Genomic DNA, 21,891 nt, shown 5'->3' on the forward strand with positions numbered 1-21,891 from the left:
CAGGTCACAGCGATTTACACCAATATGTCCTTTTCGATCCCAAGCCGTTTCATGCGCGAAAGCAGAGTCGTGCGCTTGAGCCCCAAGCGCTGCGCAGCACCTTTCGGGCCAGAGACAACACCGTTGGTTTCCTTCAAAATCCGAATGATATGCTGCGTTTCATCTTCCCCTTCTTGCGGCGGCTCTGCCGGGGCTTTTTGGGCTACGGGGGGCGTAAAGGCCATTTCGGGTAGTGAAAACTGCAGCACGGTTCCTGAGGTGAGTAACACCGCACGCTCGATGACGTTTTCCAGCTCTCGCACATTCCCCGGCCACGGCATTTCGCTGAGTGTGCGTAATGTGTGGGCTGGAATACTGTCAATTTGACGACCGAGGCGGCGGGCAATTTTGCTGGTAAAGGCTTTCACCAGTAGCGGAATATCATCCGGGCGTTCGCGCAGCGGCGGCAACTGGATCGGGAAGACATTCAGGCGATAGTAGAGATCGCTGCGAAATTCTTTGTTTGCCACCATCTTTCGCAGATCCTGGTTGGTGGCGGCAATCAGTCGAACGTCAGTCTGGATCAGTTTATTACTGCCTAAACGCTCAAACTCCTGCTCTTGTAATACACGCAGCAGTTTTGGCTGTAGTTCGAGCGGCATGTCGCCGACTTCATCGAGAAACAGCGAGCTTTTATCCGCCAGTTCGAAGCGACCAATGCGCTGAGTGCTGGCCCCGGTAAAAGCGCCGCGCTCATGACCAAAAAGGTCACTTTCCAACAGCCCTGCAGGCATCGCGGCACAGTTCATTTTGACCATCCGGCGAGTGTTGCGGCCACTGAGATTATGGATAGCCCGAGCGATAAGCTCTTTACCGGTGCCGGTTTCGCCGAGAATCAACACGGTGCTGTTGCTGTGCGCCACCATCTCGACTTGCTTCAGCACATTGCACATCTCTTTGCTGCGACCGATGATTTCACCGAAGTCGTTATCGACATTGTTCAGTTGTTCGGTCAGCGCCAGGTTTTCATCGACCAGGCGTTCCTTGAGCCGATGGATTTCCTGATACGCGAGGGCGTTATCCACCGCAATAGACACGCGTCCGGCGATTTGACGAAGCAGTTTTATATTGGTGCTATTGAAGACTTTTTCATCGCACTGCGCCAGTTTGAGAATACCCAGCATTTTGTCGCCCGACATCAGCGGCAGCAGGCACAGCGTCTGCAGTTGATTGCCCCACATGTTGAACAACATTCGTTCATAGGGCGCGAGCGCATCGCCTTCGTGCAGATTCAACAACAGCATTTCATTGCACTTGAACACCCGCTCGCTCAGCGTCCCGGTTTCCTCCACTTCGTTGTGTTCATGGAGGGGCTCCTGATCGTTGAGATAATGGCTGGAGTAAATATTGAGCTTACCTTTACGCTCGCTGCGCAACACAATGCTGATGGCATCAATGCTGAAATAGTGATGGATCTCTTTTGAGACCTCTCTCACTAACTCATTAATGTCGAGGCGTGACAGCACGGCATTGGTGATCGCCACCAGAATGCGAAAGTTATCGCGCTCGTGGCAAAGCAGATCGTAATCGAGATTGTTACTCACCCGATTTTGAATTTGCTCGCTGACGACCGCGACAATCTGCGCCAGGGTATATAGCCTTTGAAGCTCTTTTTCACTCCAGGGTTTGGCGTCGTGACGGATAAATTCACAGCCTCCAAAAATATGCCCTTCGTTGGTTAAAGGCAGAAGGCAATATTGAGCAAAGGGGGCATACAATCCACTGGCGGCAAGATGCGGCCACGTTTCGCTGAATGTTTCATGGTCACAGCAAATCGCTTCCGGGCGGGAAAGCAAAGTCCGCATAGGGCCGTATGCCAGCACGGTTTCATCTTCGTACTCAATGGCCTCGCCACTGTCCGGAATGGCGTAATAACGCGCGCGATGGTTTCCCGGTTGCCAGAGAATAATTGCCGCGCGGTCTGCTAATGCAGACTGCTTTACCAGCCGGGTCAGCGCATCGCTGATGCTCATCAGATCCGGCTGTTGTAATAAAGTACGGGTGATATCAAACAGCCCTTGCTGCCCGAGATCGCCCATCGGTGAATATGACATTGCAATTATCCAAAAAGCACCGGGAAGCCCCGTGCAAATAAACGAATATAATGATTAAAAATATGACGTTAGACCGCGGTATTAACAGATGCGCGGGAGTGGTTCGGCATGGGGTAATTCCAGGCTACGATTCACGCCATATAACCCGGTGAGACGTACACCCTGACGAGTGCTCACCTCACCAATGATCGCCGCATCCCGTCCCAGAGGATGGCGGTGCAACTGCTCTAAAACCTGTTCCGCTGCATCGGCTGCGACACCAATGACCAGCTTGCCTTCGTTGGCAAAATTCAGCGCGTCCAGACCTAATAATTCACAGACGCCACGAACGGCGGGTTTGACGGGCAAACGCGCTTCGTTGAGTTCAATCCCGCAACCGCATGCCGCAGCAAATTCATGCGCCACTGCGTTGACGCCCCCGCGCGTGGCATCGCGCATCGCTTTCACACCGGGAATGTCGAGCAACGTCTGGATGAGCGGTGTCAGGACCGCACAATCACTCTGCAAATCGCCTTCCAGCCCAAGATGTTCACGCAGATTTAAAATCGCCGCACCGTGATCGCCCAGCGTGCCGCTGACCAGTAGCTTGTCTCCCGCACAGAGATGTCGCGCACCCCAATTCACCTGGGCAGGAATGACGCCTATTCCTGCGGTATTAATAAACAGTTTATCGGCGGCTCCGCGCGGCACCACTTTGGTATCGCCGGTCACGATAGCGATATTCGCCGCCGCCGCCGTTTGCGCCATACTCGCCACCACCGCTTCGAGGGTCGCCATTTCCAGCCCTTCTTCCAGAATAAATCCGCAAGACAGAAAGCGGGGAAGGGCACCACTGACTGCCACATCATTCGCCGTACCACAGACGGCGAGTTTGCCGATATCCCCGCCGGGAAAAAACAGCGGATCGATAACATAACTGTCGGTGGAGAACGCCAGTCGATCGCCACAGGCGGTGAGTGAAGCAAGATCGAGCCGCGCCTGATCTTCTTGTTCCACCAGCCACGGGTTATCAAAGGCTTTCATAAACAGCTGGTTGATTAACTGCTGCATCGCCTGACCGCCGCTGCCGTGTGCTATCTGAATGCTTTTCATGCGCCATGCTCCTGACGTCGATATTGATACCACGCGGCACAGGCGCCTTCGGAGGACACCATTAGCGCGCCAAATGCACTTTGCGGGGTGCAGGTTGTGCCAAACAGCGGGCACTGATGCGGTTTACAGCGTCCGGTAAGCACTTTGCCGCAGCAGGCGCGGGGATCGTCACTAACGCTCTGCGGCGCAGGGCGAAAATGGGATTCGGCGTCAAACTGTTGATAATCAGGTGTCAGATGCACGCCAGAGTCGGCAATCAGGCCAAGCCCGCGCCATTCGCTGTCGCCATTTACCATAAAGACTTCGCCAATCGCTTCTTGCGCCCGTCGATTACCACAGTCGGGAACGACCCGGCGGTACTGATTTTCGATTTGGCTTAGGTCTGCTATTTTCTGCTCAATTAGCATGCTGACACCTTGCAGTAGATCAAGAGGTTCGAATCCAGCGACGACGATCGGGCGTTTATAGCGTTCTGCAATAAAAGTGTATGCCGTGGTCCCTATCACCATGCTGACGTGCCCCGGGGCAAGAAAGGCGTCGATCTCGTTGTCCGGTTGTTCCAGCAGGCTCTGTAATGTCGGAATCAACGTAATGTGCTGGCAGAAAAAGAAGAAATTATCGACTTTTTGCACTTTTGCTTGCTGCAAGGTTATGGCGGTAGCGGGCATGGTGGTTTCGAATCCCAGACCGAAGAACACCACTTTGCGCTGTGGGTGCAGTCTGGCAAGCGCAAGGGCATCCCTCGGAGAGTAAACGATACGAATATCTGCCCCTCGTGCTTTTGCCTGCGTGAGCGACCCCTGTTTGCCCGGCACTCGCATCGCGTCACCGAAGGTGCAGAAAATGACCTCAGGATGGCTGGCAATGTCGATGCAGGCATCGATTCGCCCCATCGGCAACACGCAAACCGGGCAACCTGGGCCATGAATAAATTCAATGTTTTCCGGCAATAGCTGATCGAGGCCAAATTTGAAAATCGCGTGTGTATGGCCGCCGCATACTTCCATAATCCGCAGCGGTTTTTGGGCTGTGTGGGTAAGGAAACGCGCACGGTTTTGCACGTGAGCGATAAGCGCCATGACTTGTTCTGGCGCGCGGTATTCATCGATAAAATGCATTATCGCTCCTCGCCGTACAGCAGAGCGCCCACGTCAGGCTCGACCTCAAACATATTTTGCAGCGCTGCCAGTGTTTCGCGTGCCTCGTTTTCATCGATGACGCTCATTGCAAAACCAACATGAATCAGCACCCATTGCCCGAGCCGTGATTGCCCGTGCTCATCGGTCATTCCGACCAGCGTAAGATCCACGTCGCGCCTGATGCCGTTGACATCCGCTTTCGCTTGCAGGCCTTCAATGGCACAAATTTGCCCCGGAATGCCTATGCACATCGCTGTGTCTCCAGCCACGCTAACCAACGCGCCATGCCTTCGCCCTGGGTGGCAGAAATCATAATGACTTCAAGCTCAGGGTTCACTTCATGCGCGTAAGCAATACATTGCTCTACGTCGAAATTGAGATACGGCAGCAGATCGATTTTATTGAGCAGCATCAGTGACGCAGCAGCAAACATATGTGGGTATTTCAGTGGCTTATCTTCCCCTTCGGTCACTGACAGCACGGCGACCTTATGGCGTTCACCGAGATCAAAACTTGCCGGACAAACCAGATTGCCGACGTTCTCGATAAACAGAATACCGTTATCTTCCAGCGGCAAGCGCACGGCCGCATCGGCAATCATTTGCGCATCCAGATGGCAGCCTTTGCCGGTATTCACCTGAATCGCTGGCGTACCGGTAGCGCGAATACGAGCCGCATCGTTAATGGTTTGCTGATCGCCTTCTATTACCGCACAGTCAGTTTTTCCTTTCAGGCGCAGCAAGGTCTCTGTTAACAGCGTGGTTTTGCCGGAGCCTGGGCTCGACACCATATTCAGCACCAGCTGTTTATGGGCCTCAAAACGGGCGCGATTGCGGGCGGCGAGTCGGTTGTTTTTATCCAGCACGTCGATTTCGACATCCAGCATTCTGCGCTGACTGATGCCTGGCGCGTGCGTGCCAGCTTCGCCGTGCCCGTAATGCAAGTCACCCTCTCCGGACTGCTGAGGACGAAAATCAGAGGCGAGGGCGGTGATATTTAAAGGCGGTCGTGAGGCGGGGGCGAACGGTGCGCTGCGAAATGCTGAATGCGGGTTGCGCTCGTCCCCTTCGATATAGCGATTGCCTTCCGCGCAACCACAGGTTGTACACATAACGGACTCCTGTTACTCCACTTCGATACGCTGGATCTGCAACCCATCATCGGCCACGATCCGTAATTCATTGCTATGGCACTGCGGGCAGCGCCTGACGTGAGGGGAGAGTAGGTGCACATACTTTTGGCATGATGGGCACCAGCACTCAGCCTGCTGTTCTTCTATATGCAGTGTGCTGCCTTCCGCGAGCGTGCCGCGACAAACCAGTTCAAAGCAAAAGTTGAGTGCGGCGGGTTCGACACAAGAAAACGCGCCAACGTTAAGCCAGACCGCCTTCACGCGCGACGCGCCGTTTTGCAGGGCTTGCTGTTCGACAATTTCCAGTGCTCGCTGGCAGAGTGTAATTTCGTGCATATCGCCTCCCATAACGTTTCACACGGAATGCAATATTAGTGCCAGAAGAAAAAGTGACGATGACGGCGTGACGAAAATGACATGTCATTTTGGCCCTGTATTTTAATAATTGATTTAAAATCAATAGATTAAAATTTGGCATGGAATGTGCTTATTCGTTGCATCTTTATCAAACCGGACAAGCTGACATGACTATTTGGGAAATTAGCGAAAAAGCGGATTACATCGCTAACCGCCATCGTCGCCAAAAGGATCAATGGCATACCTACTGCAATTCATTGGTTCAGGGGATTACGCTTTCAAAAGCGCACTTACATCACGCCATGAGCTGCACCTCAGACAAAGACCTGTGCTTTGTCCTTTTCGAACACTTCCATATTGCCGTCACGCTGGCTGAAGGCTTCAACAGCCACACCATCGAATACTACGTTGAAAACAGTGATGGCTCCGATAAACAACTGATTGCACAGGCCGTCCTGAGTCCGGACGGGCAAGTGGACGGGGTTATCAGCAACCGCAATCGTGAGCAGGTGCTGGAACATTATCTGGAGAAAATCTCACCGGTTTATAACGGGCTTTACGCGGCAATCGAACTTGGCCAGACGGTCAATTTGTCGCGTTTACTCGGCGATCGGACGCTGCATTCCTGATATTTCCTGGTGTCGATGAGCGTCAAAAATGACGCCTGCGATCTGTTTTCGTCAAAAATGACCGTCACCTGAGGACCCCCTGGTGAACCGTTTTGTAATAGCTGACTCCACCGTCTGTATCGGCTGCCGCACTTGTGAAGCGGCGTGTGCCGAAACCCATCGCCAGCATGGCTTACAGGCCATGCCGCGTTTAAGGGTGATGAGAAACGAAAAAGAATCGGCGCCGCAGTTGTGCCATCACTGTGAAGACGCCCCTTGTGCCGGGGTCTGCCCGGCCAATGCCATTAACCGCGTCGATGGCGCGGTTCAACTCAACGAAAGCCTGTGCGTTAGCTGCAAGCTGTGCGGCATCGCCTGCCCGTTTGGCGCGATCGAATTCTCGGGCAGCCGTCCGTTGGATATCCCGGCGAATGTGAACAGCCCGAAAGCACTGCCTGCGCCGTCTGCGCCCGCCCGTGTCAGTTCGCTGCTTGATTGGGTGCCGGGTATCCGGGCGATCGCCGTGAAATGCGACCTGTGTTATTTCGATCCGCAAGGACCGAGTTGCGTCCGTACATGCCCGACCAAAGCGCTGCTATTGGTTGATATTCGTGATATCGCGCAGTCCAGTAAGCGCAAACGCGAGCTGAACATGAACATCGACGCAGGCGATTTAGCGTTATTTCAGTCGCTGGAGGGAGGCGCAAAATGAAGGATTTGTTGTTAATCAATAGCGCCGTGGCCTGTTTCGTCGTCGCGGCGATCCTCGCGGGACTCCTGTCTTTCCGCAAATCCCTGAGCGGGATCGTAGCCGGGATTGGCGGAGCCGCAGGCAGCTTGTGCGCGGCAGTGGTAGGCATTCAGGTGTTGTTGGGAGAGCATGTTGTCGCTGGTGTTATGCCTCTCTTTCATCATCACGTATTGCTCTGGCCGATGAATGCTATCTGGCTGATTACCCTGGGGCTCTGCGGTTTGTTCGTCAGCATTTATAACATCGACTGGCACCGCCATCCGCAGACACGCGCGAACGGTTTATTGATAAATCTGCTGCTCGCAGCGGCCGTTTGCGCCGTGGTGGCGGGTAATTTTGGCGCACTGGTGGTGATGACCGAAATCATGGCGCTCTCAGCCGCCTTTCTTACCGGTTGCGCGCAGTCTGGCAAACTTTGGTTTGCGCTTGGACGGCTTGGAACGCTGCTGTTGGCGGTGGTTTGCTGGCTGATGTGGCAGCGCTACGGCACGCTGGAGTTGGGTGAATTGAATGTGCGGGCGCAAGTGCTGCCGTTCAGTTCGCTTATTTGGTTTATGGGTGTACTGGGCTTTGGTCTGCTGGCGGGCATTATTCCGCTGCACGGTTGGGTTCCTCAGGCCCATGCCAATGCCAGCGCTCCGGCGGCGGCACTGTTTTCCGGCGTGGTGATGAAAATCGGCCTGCTGGGGATCCTGACGCTGTCGCTGCTCGGCAGTCATCAGCCGATTTGGTGGGGCATTACGCTGCTGATTCTCGGGATGGTGACAGCCTTTGTTGGCGGGCTTTATGCGTTGATGGAACACAACATTCAGCGCCTGCTGGCGTATCACACCCTGGAGAATATCGGCATCATTTTGCTGGGCTTAGGGGCCGGTGTCACTGGCGAAGCGCTTGGACAACCGGCGCTGGTGGCGCTTGGCCTGACGGGCGGGCTCTATCATCTCATCAACCATACCCTCTTCAAAACCACGCTGTTTCTCGGCGCGGGCAGCGTCTGGTATCGCACCGGTCATCGGGATATCGAAAAACTGGGCGGCATTGGCAAGCGGATGCCCGTTATTTCGCTTGCGATGCTGGTGGGGCTCATGGCGATGGCGGCTCTACCACCACTAAACGGTTTTGCCGGCGAGTGGGTTATCTACCAGTCCTTCTTCCGTCTGGGTAACAGTGGTGAATTTATCGGGCGTTTACTTGGCCCGCTGCTGGCGGTGGGCCTGGCGATCACTGGTGCGTTAGCGGTGATGTGTATGGCGAAAGTGTACGGGGTGATGTTCCTCGGCGCACCGCGTAGCAACACGGCGGAGAAGGCCTGTTGCGCACCGTTGCTGATGGCGACGTGCACCGTGGCACTGGCGCTGTGCTGTGTTCTGGGTGGCGTTGCAGCTCCGTGGCTATTACCGCTGCTGCAACATGCCGTTCCGCTGCCGCTGGAAATTACCCATACCGTCGTTTCAACGCCAATGATCACTTTGTTGCTGATTGCTTGCCCATTGCTGCCGTTCCTCATCATGGTGCTCATGAAGGGCAACCGGCTGCCTGGTCGTTCGCGCGGCAGCGCATGGGCCTGTGGATATGAGCATGAATCCGCAATGGTGATTACGGCGCACGGTTTTGCCATGCCGGTTAAGGAAGCCTTTGCGCCGGTGCTGGCGCTGCGCAAAAAACTGAATCCGATTTCACTGATCCCCGGCTGGCAACAGGACGCGGTGCCAGCGATTTTCCGTCGCCTGGCGCTGATCGAACTGGCGGTGCTGGTAGTGATTGTGATTTCCCGAGGAGCCTGAAAATGAGTGTGTTGTTTCCGATAATTCAGGCGCTGGTGTTATTTGCCGCTGCGCCACTGCTCTCTGGCGTAACACGCCAACTGCGGGCACGTATGCACAACCGCCGTGGGCCTGGTGTGCTGCAAGAGTATCGCGACCTGATCAAACTGCTGGGGCGTCAAAGTGTCGCTCCGGAAGCTTCCGGTTGGGTGTTCCGGCTGATGCCGTTTGTGATGGTGGGCGTCATGCTAACGATTGCGATGGCGCTGCCGGTGGTGACACTCGCCTCGCCGCTGCCTTCGTTGGGTGACTTGATCACGTTGATCTATCTCTTCGCCATTGCCCGTTTCTTTTTCGCCATTGCCGGGCTGGATACCGGTAGCCCATTTACCGGTATTGGCGCGAGCCGTGAAGCGATGCTGGGGGTGTTGGTCGAGCCGATTTTGCTTTTGGGATTGTGGGTCGCCGCGCAAGTGGCGGGTTCGACACACATCAGCCACATTGCCGAAACGCTCTATCACTGGCCGGTAGCGCATTCCATTCCATTGGTTCTGGCGTTGTGCGCCTGTGCGTTTGCCACCTTTATCGAGATGGGAAAACTGCCGTTTGATCTCGCCGAAGCGGAACAGGAGTTACAGGAAGGGCCGTTGACCGAATACAGCGGTAGCGGCTTTGCGGTCCTCAAATGGGGCATCAGCCTGAAACAACTGGTGGTGCTGCAAATGTTCGTCGGCGTCTTTCTGCCGTGGGGGCAAATGACGCATTTTTCTGTCAGCGGTTTTGTGCTGGCGCTGGCCATCGCCATTGCGAAGTTATTGCTTGGCGTGGCGGTTATTGCGTTGTTTGAGAACAGTATGGCTCGCCTGCGTTTCGTCGCCACCTCCCGGGTGACCTGGGCCGGTTTTGGGTTTGCCTTTTTAGCCTTCGTCTCCTTGCTGGTGGCGTGATTTAAGAGAGTTTGAGTATGTCTGAAGAAAAAGTCGGTCAACAGTATCTCGCCGCGCTCCACCAACAATTTCCGGGCGTGGTGCTGGATGAAGCATGGCAAACGCGCGATCAGCTGAGCGTGACGGTAAAGATCAATTATCTACCGGAAGTGGTGGAATATTTGTACTACCAGCAGGGCGGCTGGCTGTCGGTGCTGTTCGGCAACGATGAGCGAAAACTCAATGGTCACTACGCGGTGTATTACGTTCTGTCGATGGAGCAGGGGACGAAATGCTGGGTAACCGTGCGCGTCGAAGTGGATGCCAACACCCTCGAATATCCTTCGGTAACGCCTCGCGTCCCTGCTGCTGTTTGGGGTGAGCGTGAAGTGCGCGATATGTACGGTTTGATTGCGGTGGGCTTACCGGATGAACGCCGTCTGGTGTTGCCGGATGATTGGCCGGATGAGCTTTACCCTCTGCGTAAAGACAGCATGGATTATCGCCAGCGTCCGGCTCCCACTACCGACAGCGAAACCTACGAATTCATCAATGAACTCGGCAGCAAGAAAAATAACGTGGTGCCGATTGGGCCGCTGCATGTGACCTCTGATGAACCCGGTCACTTCCGCTTGTTTGTCGACGGCGAGAATATTATCGACGCCGATTACCGCCTGTTCTACGTCCATCGCGGAATGGAGAAACTAGCGGAAACCCGTATGGGTTACAACGAGGTGACATTCCTCTCCGATCGCGTGTGTGGCATTTGCGGCTTCGCCCACAGCACGGCGTACACCACGTCTGTTGAAAACGCGATGGGCATCGTTGTGCCGGAGCGTGCGCAGATGATCCGCGCCATTTTGCTCGAAGTGGAGCGCCTGCATTCGCATCTGCTGAACCTTGGGCTGGCATGTCACTTTGTCGGCTTTGATTCCGGGTTTATGCAGTTCTTCCGTGTGCGTGAAGCCTCAATGAAAATGGCGGAAATCCTCACTGGTGCGCGTAAAACCTACGGTCTTAACCTGATCGGCGGGATTCGTCGCGATCTGCTCAAAGATGACATGATCAAAACTCGCCAGTTAGCGCAACAGATGCGCCGTGACGTGCAGGAACTGGTTGAGATGTTGCTCAGCACACCAAATATTGAGCAGCGCACCGTGGGCATTGGGCGTCTGGATCCGACAATTGCTCGCGATTTCAGTAACGTGGGGCCAATGGTTCGCGCCAGCGGCCACGCGCGCGACACCCGCGCCGATCATCCATTCGTCGGTTATGGCTTGTTGCCGATGGAAGTCCACACCGAGCAGGGGGGCGATGTGATTTCGCGTCTCAAAGTGCGTATCAACGAAGTGTTCACCGCCCTGAATATGATCGACTTCGGTCTTGATAATCTTCCCGGTGGGCAGCTGATGGTCGATGGCTTCACCTATATTCCAAACCGTTTTGCGCTTGGCTTCTCTGAAGCGCCGCGCGGGGATGATATTCACTGGAGCATGACCGGCGATAACCAGAAGCTGTATCGCTGGCGCTGTCGCGCGGCGACTTACGCCAACTGGCCGACATTACGCTACATGCTGCGTGGTAACACTGTTTCCGATGCGCCACTGATTATCGGCAGCCTTGACCCTTGCTACTCCTGTACTGACCGCATGACGGTGGTCGATGTGCGTAAGAAAAAGAGTCAGACCGTGGCGTACAAAGAGCTTGAGCGCTACAGCATCGAACGCAAAAACTCGCCGCTGAAATAGGTTAAAGGAGCAACGATGTTTACCTTTATCAAGAAAGTGATCAAAACCGGTACGCCCACGTCGTCATACCCGTTGACGCCGATTGAGGTCGATAAAAACTTTCGCGGCAAACCGGAACATAACCCGCAGCAGTGCATTGGCTGCGCGGCTTGCGTCAATGCTTGCCCTTCCAATGCGTTGACGGTGGAAACGGACGCTGCGGACCATGCGCTGGCGTGGCAGTTCAATCTCGGTCGTTGCATTTTTTGCGGTCGTTGCGAAGAAGTTTGCCCCACGACGGCGATCAAACTGTCGCAGGAATATGAGCTGGCGGTCTGGAAGAAAGAGGATTTTCTCCAACAGTCGCGCTTTGAGCTGTGCAACTGCCGTGAGTGCCAGCGGCCCTTCGCCGTGCAGAAAGAGATTGATTACGTGATTGCGTTGCTCAGCCACAACGGCGACACCCGCGCCGAACAGCACCGTGAGAGCTTCGAAACGTGCCCTGCGTGCAAGCGTCAAAAATGCCTCGTGCCGTCAGACCAGATTGCACTCACCCGCCATATCAGAGAGGACCACGCATGAACAATCTATTAGGGCCGCGTGATGACAACGGGCTGCCGGTGCCGATGACGGTGGAAGAGTCGATTGCCAGCATGAAGGCGTCTTTGCTGAAGAACATCAAGCGCTCTGCCTATGTTTATCGTGTGGACTGTGGTGGCTGTAACGGCTGTGAAATCGAAATTTTCGCCACGCTTTCCCCGCTGTTTGACGCAGAACGATTTGGCATCAAAGTCGTGCCTTCCCCGCGTCATGCCGACATTCTGCTGTTTACCGGTGCTGTGACGCGTGCCATGCGCTCTCCGGCGCTACGTGCCTGGCAATCCGCACCCGATCCGAAAATCTGTGTCTCCTATGGAGCATGTGGGAACAGCGGCGGGATTTTCCACGATCTCTATTGCGTGTGGGGCGGCACGGACAAAATCGTGCCCGTTGATGTTTATATTCCAGGCTGTCCGCCAACGCCTGCCGCCACGCTTTACGGCTTTGCGATGGCGTTGGGCTTGCTGGAGCAAAAGATCCACGCTCGTGCGCCTGGCGATGAAGATCAAAAGCCTGCGGAGATCCTGCATCCGGATATGGTGCAGCCGCTGCGTGTGCTTATCGATCGCACCGCGCGCCGTCTTGCCGGATATCGCTATGGCCGTCAAATTGCCGATGACTACATGCGAATGTTGGGGCAGGGCGAACAGCAGGTTAACCGTTGGCTGGAATCCGAAAACGATCCGCGACTGACTGAGATTGTTGACCATCTCAACCAGGTGGTCGAAGAGGCAAAAGTCTGATGAGCGAAAACGTCGTGTTCAGCCAGCTGAGCCGAAAATTTATAGACGAAAATGACGCCACGCCTGCCGATGCACAGCAGGTGGTTTATTACAGTCTGGCGATTGGTCATCACCTCGGCATCATTGATTGTCTTGAGTCAGCGCTAAGTTGCCCGTGGAACGATTACCAGGCGTGGATCGCCACGTTGACGCCTGAGAGTGAGGCCCGGCGGAAAATGGACGGTGTGCCAAAGTACGGCGAAATCGTCATCGACAGCAGCCACATCATCATGTTGGCAAAAGCCTTTGACGAAGCGCAGTCACGACAAACGCCACAGCAGCAGGCATGGAGCAAGCAGTTGCTCAGCATGTTGCATGATATTTATCAGGAAAGTGCCATCTATTTGATGGTGAGGAGGTTACGTGACTGACGTTTTACTGTGCGTGGGCAACAGCATGATGGGTGACGACGGCGCAGGGCCGATGCTTGCGGAAAAGTGCGCCGCAATGCCGAAAGGGGATTGGGTTGTACTTGATGGCGGCAGTGCGCCTGAAAGAGAAATCGGCGCGATCCGCGAAATGAACCCGCAGCGTTTGCTGATCGTGGATGCTACCGACATGGGGTTGGAGCCGGGTGACATTCGCATTGTCGATCCGGATGACATCGCCGAAATGTTCCTGATGACGACGCATAATATGCCGCTCAACTATCTGATCGATCAGCTGAAAGAGGATGCTGGCGAGGTGATTTTTCTCGGTATCCAGCCGGATATTGTCGGCTTCTATTATCCGATGACTGAAAAAGTAAAAGCGGCGACGGAAGTGGTGTATCAGCATTTAGAGGGCTGGACGGGCGACGGCGGGTTTGATCGCTTGTAAAACCCTGCCGGGCGGCGCTGCGCTTGCACCGGCCTACAAAAGCGTAGGCCTTCTAGCGTCAGCGCCACCGGGCAATTTACTTAAGCTAAATCTTCCCCGTTACTGGCGATCACTTTCTTATACCACCAGAACGATTTTTTGCGCGAACGGGCCAGCGTGCCGTTGCCTGCGTCATCGCGGTCGACGTAGACAAAACCGTAGCGTTTGCTCATCTCACCGGTCGATGCGGCCACCAAATCGATACAGCCCCAGGTGGTGTAACCCATCACCGGAATGCCGTCGTCAATCGCATCGCCCATGGCGTGAATATGCTCACGTAAATAGCTAATGCGATAGTCGTCGTTGATTTCGCCGTTTGCTTCCACCACGTCTTTCGCGCCGAGGCCGTTTTCCACCAGGAACAGCGGTTTCTGGTAGCGGTCATACATCATGTTCATGGTGATGCGCAGACCCAGCGGGTCAATGCCCCAGCCCCATTCGCTGGCCTTGATGTGCGGGTTTTTCAGCGACTTGACGATGTTTGCTGCGTTGGTGTTATTGCTGTTCATATCTGCCGACGCACAGCGCGAGGCGTAATAGCTGAACGACACGAAATCAACGGTGTTTTTCAGAATGTCATCGTCACCTGGCGCTTTTTCGATGGTCACGCCTTTTTCACGGAACACCCGCGCTGAATAGGACGGATAGGCGCCACGTGCCTGTACGTCGATAAAGAACAGGTTTTCGCGGTCTTTTTCCAGCGCCATCCACACATCTTCCGGCTTGCAGGAATACGGATAGAAATTGCCTCCCGCCAGCATACAGCCGACCTGATTCTGCGGGTTCACCTCATGAGCGATTTTCGTCGCCAGCGCGCTGGCAATCAGCTCATGGTGCGCGGCCTGGTATTTCACCTGCTCCTGGTTTTCGCCTGCTTCAAACACTAATCCGGCACCCGAATACGGGCTGTGCAGCATGATGTTGATTTCATTGAAGGTCAGCCAGTATTTCACCAGTCCGTCGAACGCTTCAAAGCAAGTGCGCGCGTAGCGGGTGAAAAACTCGACCATTTTACGGTTGCGCCACGAACCGTATTCCAACACCAGATGCATTGGCACATCGAAATGGCACAGCGTGACCAGTGGCTCGATATTGTATTTTTTGCACTCGGCAAACAGGTCGCGATAAAAGGCGATGCCTTCCTCATTGGGCGTCAGCTCATCGCCATTTGGGTATAAACGTGCCCAGGCGATAGAGGTGCGGAATACCGTAAAGCCCATTTCTGCCATCAGGGCGATGTCTTCTTTGTAGCGATGATAGAAATCGATCGCCTGGTGGCTCGGGTAATATTCGTCTTCGCGCAGGGTAAAACGCTTATCCAGCCCCAATTTAACCGGCATACGGTTTGCGCCGTGCGGAATGGTATCGACGGTTGTCAGGCCTTTGCCGCCTTCCAGATACGCGCCTTCAGACTGGTTAGCAGCGAGCGCGCCGCCCCATAAAAAATCTTTCGGAAACATGCGTTACCTCGCTTATAAGGGTTGTGCGGTGGTCGGAATGCCCTGGGCTTTGCGTGCCTGAACGGCGGCGTCAGCGGCAGGTGCTTCTTCCACGGGAATATCTTCAAAGCCCAGCAGCAGCGTCAGCACAAAGGAGAACACCACAGCCAGCGCCATCACACCAAAGACCCACACAATGGTCATCGGATTGGCCGGGTCAAAGAACTGCACGCTGGTAAACAAGCCCGGTGCGGCCATTGAATGGCTGGCAAGCCCGGCGATACCAGCGATAGCGCCGCAAATGAAGCCGCTAATCAGGCTCGCAATCAGTGGACGCTTGAGGCGAATAGCGACGCCGTACAGCGCCGGTTCAGAGATGCCCGCCAGAATCGCCGAGGCTGCTGCCGCCAGCGCCGTCTGGCGCAGTTCCGGGTTTTTCGTTTTCCACGCCACAGCCAGTGATGAGCCGCCGAGCGACAGATTGGCCCCGATTTCAGACGGCATCACCATCGCTTCTTTACCCGTAGTGGCGATGGTCTGAATGATGGTTGGGGTAAACACACGGTGCATCCCGGTCATCACCAGCAGCGGCCACAGCGCGCCCATAATGGCAACGGAGAGCCAGCCAAGATAACCGTGAACGGTGTACACAATCGCGGAAATCCCACTGCCGATCCAGATGCCAATCGGGCCAATCAACAGAATAGCCAGCGGGGCGGCAATCAGCACAATCAGCATCGGCTTGAGGAAGTTTTTTGTGACCGCAGGCGTGATTTTATCCACCCAGCGCTCGATATATGAAAGGCACCAGGTCATCACCAGTGCCGGGATCACCGTATAGGTATATTTCACCGCCGTTACCGGAATGAACGCGAACTCGACGTGTTCGCCCTGAGCAGCTTTCGCCATCAGTTCGATAAAGCTCGGATGCACCAGCACACCCGCAATGGCAATCGCCAGCGACATGTTGGTTTTGAATTTTACTGCGGCAGAAGCGGCGACCATCAACGGCAGGAAGAAGAACGCGCCGTCGCCGATGACCGTCAGAATGGTCAGCGTCGGAGCGCCTTTCGTCAGCACGCCGGACATCTCCAGCACCATCGCCAGCAGTTTCACCATTGAGCCACCGATGATCGCCGGGATCAGCGGTGACATGGTGCCGATCAGCGCATCGAGAATACCCGCGCCGATGCGACGCAACGTCAGTTTCTGCGGGCCTTGTTCTACGGCGGGTTGCAGATTATTTGGCAGCAGGTTCATCACTTCTTTGTATGCCTGAGAAACCGTATTGCCGATGATCACCTGGCACTGATTATCGCTGCGCACCACGCCCAGCACGCCATTGAGGGCTTTCAGCGTAACGGCGTCGGCGAGTGTTGGGTCGTTGAGCACAAAGCGCAGACGGGTCATGCAGTGGGTCGCGGCGGTGATGTTGTTAGCACCGCCCAGTGCGGCCACCACATCGTGGGCCAGCGCGGCATAATTTTTCGGCATCGGATCAATCCATCTTTTGTGATTAAAATTTGTATAGGAAACCGGTTCCACAAAATCATGAAGAGATTGAGCGGATGAAACAAGACAGGAAAACGATCTATTTTGTTTTCGTGAACTTGATCACCTCAAATCGTGATTGCTGAAAATCGGCAAAGCCTGAAGTACACTGCCAACACTTTTTTCAGATGGATGAGCAACATGGCAACGATGCTGGAAGTGGCGAAGCGCGCTGGCGTGTCGAAAGCCACCGTGTCCCGCGTGCTGTCGGGCAATGGCTATGTGAGCCAGGAAACCAAAGATCGCGTGTACAAAGCAATCAGCGAAAGCGGGTATCGCCCGAACTTACTGGCGCGTAACCTGGCGACCAAAAAAAGCCAGACGCTGGGGCTGGTGGTGACGAACACGCTGTATCACGGCGTTTATTTCAGCGAACTGTTGTTCCACGCCGCGCGCCTGACGGAAGATCAGGGGCGGCAGCTTATCCTCGCCGATGGCAAACACAGCGCGGAAGAGGAGCGGGCGGCGATCCAGTATCTGCTCGATCTGCGTTGCGACGCGATCATCATCTATCCACGTTTTCTGACGCCCGATGAAATGGACGAGATCATCCACGATCATGACAGGCCGATCATGGTGCTTAACCGTCGGTTGCGGCTAAACGCCACGCATTGTGTCTGGTCCGATCAAAAAGCCTCCAGTGAGGCGGCGGTGGAACAGCTGATTGCTGAGGGCCATCGCGATATCGCATTTATCACCGGTTCACTGGATTCCCCAACCGGGATTGAACGCCTGGCAGGGTATAAAGCAGCGCTGGAACGCAATGGCATTGCGGTGCGTGACGAGTGGATAGCGGAAGGCAAATGGACGCCTGCGACGGGTGCGGCGGGCGTCACCACGTTGCTTGAGCGCGGCATTTCGTTCAGCGCACTGGTGGCGAGTAATGACGACATGGCTATCGGCGCTATCAAGCAGCTCATTACCGCAGGTTTACGCGTGCCGGAGCAGGTTTCGGTTATTGGTTTTGACGATATTGCCCTGGCGCCTTACACCGTTCCCGCGCTCTCCAGCGTTAAAATTCCGGTGACCGCGATGATTGAAGAAACCATCAACCGGCTGATTTTTATGCTCGACGGCGGCGAGTTCAAGCTCCAACAATCCTTCCCCGGTGAATTGATCCTCCGCGATTCCGTGACCGCCGGACCTTTCGCCTGACGCCCGTCAGCTGTCATCGTCATTTTTGTCGATGACAGCGTTTGAATAAATCACTATCCAATCAAGCTATTGAAAATTAACGAATTTAATATTGGCGTGATTAATGCATATCTCCGGCCTTAATGCCAAAGGCTGGAGAAGTGGATGAACCGTTTCATCATCGCGGAAGCGAGCAAATGTATTGGCTGTCGCACCTGTGAAGTGGCCTGCGCCGTTGCGCATCAGGTTGATCAGGATTGTGCCGCGCTGACCCCGCAAAATTTCTTACCCCGCATTCATGTCATTAAGGGCGTGAATATTTCCACGGCGACGGCCTGCCGTCAGTGTGAAGATGCGCCGTGCGCGAATGTCTGTCCGAACGGGGCAATCGCCCGCGAAAACGGTTTTGTGCATGTGATGCAGGAACGCTGTATTGGCTGCAAAACCTGCGTGGTGGCTTGCCCTTACGGGGCGATGGAAGTGGTCGTTCGCCCGGTGGTTCGCACCAGCGGATTCGGCATGAAAGTGAAAATGGAAAAAGCCGAAGCCAACAAATGCGACCTTTGCCATACCCGTGCGGAAGGCCCGGCTTGCGTGGCTTCTTGTCCAACCGCTGCGCTGGTCTGTATCGACAGGGCTGCGCTGGAGCAGTTCAACGCTGAGAAACGTCGCCGGACCGCTTTGGCCTATTAAGATGCCAGTCAACGGTATTGTCATTCGTGTACGTGGCAAAGTTCAGGGCGTCGGGTTTCGTCCGTTTGTCTGGCAGATAGCGCAGCAGTTACAGCGTCAGGGGAATGTCAGTAACGATGCCGAAGGGGTGCTGGTGCACCTCGTTGGTGCAGAAAACGGCTTCCCTGCCCATCTTCGGGCGCATTGCCCCGTTTTGGCGCGGATAGATTCGACGGATATTTCGCCCTACCACTGGGGCGAATTGCCGACAGATTTCACTATTCAGCAAAGCGGCGCAGGGCGCATGAGCACGCAGATTGTACCGGATGCGGCAACGTGTCCGGCGTGTCTGGCTGAGATGAATGACCCGCAAAATCGGCGTTACCGTTACCCGTTTATCAACTGCACGCATTGCGGCCCGCGCTTTACTATTATCCACGCGATGCCTTATGACCGCCCCTTTACGGTGATGGCGGCGTTTCCCCTTTGTCCTTCCTGCGAAAAAGAATATCGCGACCCGCGCGACCGCCGTTTTCATGCGCAGCCGGTGGCTTGTGCTGAATGTGGCCCACAACTGAGTTGGCGATCTCAAGCGCAGCACGAAACGGGTGAAGCCGCGTTGAATGCAGCAGTCAGGATGCTGGCATCCGGTGGCATCGTGGCGATTAAAAGTCTGGGCGGCTTTCATCTTGCTTGTGATGCCGGAAATGCCAATGCGGTGGCACGGCTGCGTCAGCGTAAACGGCGTCCGGCAAAACCGCTGGCGGTGATGTTAGCGCAGGCAGGCACTTTGCCGGAACAGGCACAAAAATTGCTTAACACTCCGGCGTCGCCCATCGTGCTGGTGACGAAAAAGAGCGTGGCTGATGTGTGCGACGGCATTGCGCCCGGTCTGGATGAAGTCGGTGTGATGTTGCCATCAAATCCGATTCAGCATTTGTTGATGCAAGCGCTGAACCGCCCGCTGGTGATGACGTCGGGAAATCTCAACGGCAAACCTCCGGCTACCAGCAATGCCGAAGCGCTGGGGGATTTAGCCGGTATCGCCGACGGTTTTCTGCTGCATAACCGGGACATCGTGCAACGGATGGATGATTCAGTCATGCGGCAAAACGGCGAAATACTGCGGCGCGCACGGGGCTTTGTGCCTGATGCATTGCCCTTGCCGCCGGGATTTGTCGATGTCCCGCCGTTGCTGTGCTGCGGGGCCGATCTCAAAAACACGTTTTGCCTGGTGCGCGGGAAAGAAGCGGTGTTGAGTCAGCATCTGGGCGATTTGGCGCAAGGGGGCGTTGAGACGCAGTGGGGTAACGCGTTGGCGCTGATGCAGTCGGTGTATGCGTTTACGCCAGAACGCGTAGTGGTCGATGCGCATGAGGGTTATCGCTCTGTGCAGTGGGGCAAGGCGCTGGCTATTCCGTGTGACACGGTGCTGCACCACCATGCGCATGCGGCGGCCTGTATGGCCGAACACGGCTGGCCTCTGGACGGAGGTGATGTGATTGCCCTGACGCTCGACGGTATCGGTATGGGCGAAAACGGCGCGCTGTGGGGCGGGGAATGCCTGAAGGTGAACTATCGCGAATGCGCACATCTCGGCGGTTTACCTGCGGTGGCGCTGCCTGGCGGCGATTTAGCCGCTCGCCAGCCGTGGCGTAATTTGCTGGCGCAAAGTCTGGCATTTACGGCGGGCCCTGAGCCATTTGCGATATTGCAAAATCACCCATCGGCCGCGCTGGGGCGTGCCGTTGAGCGTGGCATCAATGCGCCGCTGGCATCGTCCTGTGGGCGTTTGTTTGACGCAGTAGCGAGTGCCCTAACGTGCGCGCCCGATTCGCTCAGTTATGAAGGGGAAGCGGCCTGTTTACTGGAAGCGCTGGCGTGGCAAAGTCTCAGTAGTGATCACCCGCTGACGTTGCCTTTTCAGGGTAACGAACTGAATTTACGTGTTTTCTGGCAGGAATGGTTGAACTGGTCAGCGCCACAAGCAGAGAAAGCCTGGGCGTTTCACGATGCGCTGGCCTGTGGATTCGCGCAGATGATGCGTTTTCACGCTGAAATTCACGGGATCAGCACTCTGGTTTTTGGCGGTGGCGTACTGCATAACCGTTTGTTACGTGAGCGGCTGGCGTTTTATCTGTCTGGTTTTACACTTTTATTTCCGCGGAACCTGCCCGCAGGCGACGGCGGAATTTCATATGGGCAGGCGGTGATTGCCGCAGCCCGCCTCCAGGAGGAAAAGAACGAATGAAGTTGATGACGCTTTTACGCCAACAGCCGCGCGCGGCGCTGCTGGTATTTGGACTGATGCTGGCTAACCTTTTGGCGTGGTGTTGGGCATGGCAGGTGTTTGGTCACAGCGGCGCGTTGATGGCGGCGAGCCTCTTGGCTTGGGGTTACGGTCTGCGCCATGCGGTTGATGCTGACCATATTGCGGCGATTGATACCGTCACGCGTAAAATGATGCAACAGGGCAAGCGTCCTTTTGGCGTCGGGGCGTGGTTCTCACTCGGGCATTCGTCGATTGTGGTGCTGGCTTCGGCGGCGATTGCCGCTACGGCAACAGCTTTTCAGCAGCACATGAGCTGGTTTCATGAAACAGGCAGTCTGATTGGTACTGCGGTGTCTTCCCTGTTCCTGCTGGCAATGGCTTTCGTGAACCTGATTATCCTGCGCGGTATCTGGCGCAGCTTCCGTGCTTTCAAGCAGGGCAAACCTTTCAACAGCGATCCGATGGCTACTGGCGGCGTGATGAGTTGGCTGTTCGGCAAAACGTTCCGCCTGATCGGCAAAAGCTGGCACATGTATCTGGTCGGTTTCCTGTTTGGGCTGGGCTTTGATACAGCTACAGAAATTGGTGTGCTGGGCCTGACTGCCGCCAGTGCGTCGAGCGGGATGTCAATCTGGAGCATCATGATTTTCCCGGCGCTGTTTGCCAGCGGCATGGCGTTAATCGATACGCTTGATAATGTGTTAATGGTCGGCGCGTACGGCTGGGCGTTCAACAAGCCGCAGCGTAAGCTGTATTACAACATGACCATCACCGGCACGTCGGTCGTGGTGGCGCTGTTTATCGGTGGCCTGGAAGCGATGGGACTGCTGATGGATAAATTTGGTTTCAGCGGCGGGCTGTGGAATGGGGTGGGTGCGCTGAATGACAATCTCGGTAACGCCGGATTTATGGTAATTGGGCTGTTCATCGCCTGCTGGGTGGTTTCTCTGGCAGTGTACCGCTGGCGTGGGTATGACGCGTTGAGCGTGTGAGTC

Annotated in this window: 21 protein-coding genes; 13 read left to right on the forward strand and 8 right to left on the reverse strand. The window is 55.4% G+C overall.

Annotated features, from left to right (window positions below; genetic code table 11):
- Positions 1-14: 14 nt before the first annotated feature.
- The 6 genes from flhA to hypA all read right to left on the reverse strand — a co-directional run bounded on the left by flhA (position 15) and on the right by hypA (position 5,792).
- Positions 15-2,093, reverse strand: coding sequence for a formate hydrogenlyase transcriptional activator FlhA (flhA, locus tag VH187_RS12935; RefSeq protein ID WP_329701850.1), 2,079 nt, complete (start codon positions 2,091-2,093; stop codon positions 15-17).
- 81 nt (positions 2,094-2,174) lie between these two features.
- Positions 2,175-3,185 carry a hydrogenase expression/formation protein HypE gene (hypE, locus tag VH187_RS12940; protein ID WP_329701851.1) on the reverse strand — a complete coding sequence of 337 codons (1,011 nt, stop codon included), beginning with the start codon at positions 3,183-3,185 and terminating at the stop codon, positions 2,175-2,177.
- The gene (hypD, locus tag VH187_RS12945; RefSeq protein WP_329701852.1) at positions 3,182-4,303 is read right to left on the reverse strand and encodes a hydrogenase formation protein HypD; all 1,122 of its coding nucleotides are present in this window, start codon (positions 4,301-4,303) and stop codon (positions 3,182-3,184) included. Before hypD ends, hypE begins: the two co-directional genes overlap by 4 nt.
- A complete protein-coding gene (locus VH187_RS12950; RefSeq protein WP_329701853.1) occupies positions 4,303-4,575 on the reverse strand; it encodes a HypC/HybG/HupF family hydrogenase formation chaperone in 273 nt (90 codons plus the stop codon). The genes hypD and VH187_RS12950 overlap by 1 nt, the downstream gene beginning before the upstream one ends.
- Positions 4,566-5,435, reverse strand: coding sequence for a hydrogenase nickel incorporation protein HypB (hypB, locus tag VH187_RS12955; protein ID WP_329701854.1), 870 nt, complete (start codon positions 5,433-5,435; stop codon positions 4,566-4,568). The genes VH187_RS12950 and hypB overlap by 10 nt, the downstream gene beginning before the upstream one ends.
- Positions 5,436-5,447: 12 nt before the next feature.
- Complete coding sequence (hypA, locus tag VH187_RS12960; RefSeq protein ID WP_329701855.1) at positions 5,448-5,792, reverse strand: hydrogenase maturation nickel metallochaperone HypA; 345 nt, start codon at positions 5,790-5,792, stop codon at positions 5,448-5,450.
- Between the two features lie 188 nt (positions 5,793-5,980).
- On the opposite strand from hypA, the gene hycA reads away from it, so the two are divergent.
- The 9 genes from hycA (at position 5,981) to hycI (ending at position 13,789) form a co-directional block, all read left to right on the forward strand.
- The gene (gene hycA / locus VH187_RS12965) at positions 5,981-6,442 is read left to right on the forward strand and encodes a formate hydrogenlyase regulator HycA (RefSeq protein WP_329701856.1); all 462 of its coding nucleotides are present in this window, start codon (positions 5,981-5,983) and stop codon (positions 6,440-6,442) included.
- Positions 6,443-6,524: 82 nt separating this feature from the next.
- Positions 6,525-7,133: a 4Fe-4S dicluster domain-containing protein gene (locus VH187_RS12970; RefSeq protein ID WP_329701857.1), complete on the forward strand. Its 609-nt coding sequence runs from the start codon at positions 6,525-6,527 to the stop codon at positions 7,131-7,133.
- Positions 7,130-8,956 (forward strand): formate hydrogenlyase subunit 3, encoded by a 1,827-nt coding sequence (hycC, locus tag VH187_RS12975; RefSeq protein WP_329701858.1) that lies wholly within the window; start codon positions 7,130-7,132, stop codon positions 8,954-8,956. Before VH187_RS12970 ends, hycC begins: the two co-directional genes overlap by 4 nt.
- 2 nt (positions 8,957-8,958) lie before the next feature.
- Complete coding sequence (locus VH187_RS12980; RefSeq protein ID WP_329701859.1) at positions 8,959-9,882, forward strand: respiratory chain complex I subunit 1 family protein; 924 nt, start codon at positions 8,959-8,961, stop codon at positions 9,880-9,882.
- A gap of 17 nt (positions 9,883-9,899) precedes the next feature.
- The gene (locus VH187_RS12985; protein ID WP_329701860.1) at positions 9,900-11,609 is read left to right on the forward strand and encodes a hydrogenase large subunit; all 1,710 of its coding nucleotides are present in this window, start codon (positions 9,900-9,902) and stop codon (positions 11,607-11,609) included.
- Between the two features lie 15 nt (positions 11,610-11,624).
- Positions 11,625-12,170, forward strand: coding sequence for a formate hydrogenlyase complex iron-sulfur subunit (locus VH187_RS12990; RefSeq protein WP_329701861.1), 546 nt, complete (start codon positions 11,625-11,627; stop codon positions 12,168-12,170).
- A complete protein-coding gene (locus VH187_RS12995; protein WP_329701862.1) occupies positions 12,167-12,931 on the forward strand; it encodes an NADH-quinone oxidoreductase subunit B family protein in 765 nt (254 codons plus the stop codon). Before VH187_RS12990 ends, VH187_RS12995 begins: the two co-directional genes overlap by 4 nt.
- On the forward strand, positions 12,931-13,341 hold the full coding sequence (locus VH187_RS13000; RefSeq protein WP_329701863.1) for a formate hydrogenlyase maturation HycH family protein: 411 nt from the start codon (positions 12,931-12,933) through the stop codon (positions 13,339-13,341). The genes VH187_RS12995 and VH187_RS13000 overlap by 1 nt, the downstream gene beginning before the upstream one ends.
- Entirely contained in the window at positions 13,334-13,789 is a 456-nt protein-coding gene (gene hycI, locus VH187_RS13005) for a hydrogenase maturation peptidase HycI (RefSeq protein WP_329701864.1), read from the forward strand. The genes VH187_RS13000 and hycI overlap by 8 nt, the downstream gene beginning before the upstream one ends.
- Positions 13,790-13,869: 80 nt before the next feature.
- On the opposite strand, the gene VH187_RS13010 is transcribed toward hycI, so the two are convergent.
- Positions 13,870-15,288, reverse strand: coding sequence for a 6-phospho-beta-glucosidase (locus VH187_RS13010; RefSeq protein ID WP_329701865.1), 1,419 nt, complete (start codon positions 15,286-15,288; stop codon positions 13,870-13,872).
- Between the two features lie 12 nt (positions 15,289-15,300).
- A complete protein-coding gene (gene ascF, locus VH187_RS13015) occupies positions 15,301-16,761 on the reverse strand; it encodes a PTS cellobiose/arbutin/salicin transporter subunit IIBC (protein ID WP_329701866.1) in 1,461 nt (486 codons plus the stop codon).
- Between the two features lie 198 nt (positions 16,762-16,959).
- Between ascF and VH187_RS13020 the strand changes: the two genes are divergently transcribed.
- From VH187_RS13020 to VH187_RS13035, 4 genes are all read left to right on the forward strand, one after another.
- Positions 16,960-17,973, forward strand: coding sequence for a LacI family DNA-binding transcriptional regulator (locus tag VH187_RS13020; RefSeq protein ID WP_329701867.1), 1,014 nt, complete (start codon positions 16,960-16,962; stop codon positions 17,971-17,973).
- A gap of 144 nt (positions 17,974-18,117) precedes the next feature.
- On the forward strand, positions 18,118-18,645 hold the full coding sequence (gene hydN / locus VH187_RS13025; RefSeq protein ID WP_329701868.1) for an electron transport protein HydN: 528 nt from the start codon (positions 18,118-18,120) through the stop codon (positions 18,643-18,645).
- 1 nt (position 18,646) lies between these two features.
- Entirely contained in the window at positions 18,647-20,875 is a 2,229-nt protein-coding gene (gene hypF / locus VH187_RS13030; RefSeq protein WP_329701869.1) for a carbamoyltransferase HypF, read from the forward strand.
- Positions 20,872-21,888: a HoxN/HupN/NixA family nickel/cobalt transporter gene (locus VH187_RS13035; protein WP_329701870.1), complete on the forward strand. Its 1,017-nt coding sequence runs from the start codon at positions 20,872-20,874 to the stop codon at positions 21,886-21,888. The genes hypF and VH187_RS13035 overlap by 4 nt, the downstream gene beginning before the upstream one ends.
- The last annotated feature ends 3 nt before the right edge of the window (positions 21,889-21,891 follow it).

It is taken from the genome of Scandinavium sp. (assembly GCF_036271055.1).
Classification (GTDB): domain Bacteria; phylum Pseudomonadota; class Gammaproteobacteria; order Enterobacterales; family Enterobacteriaceae; genus Scandinavium.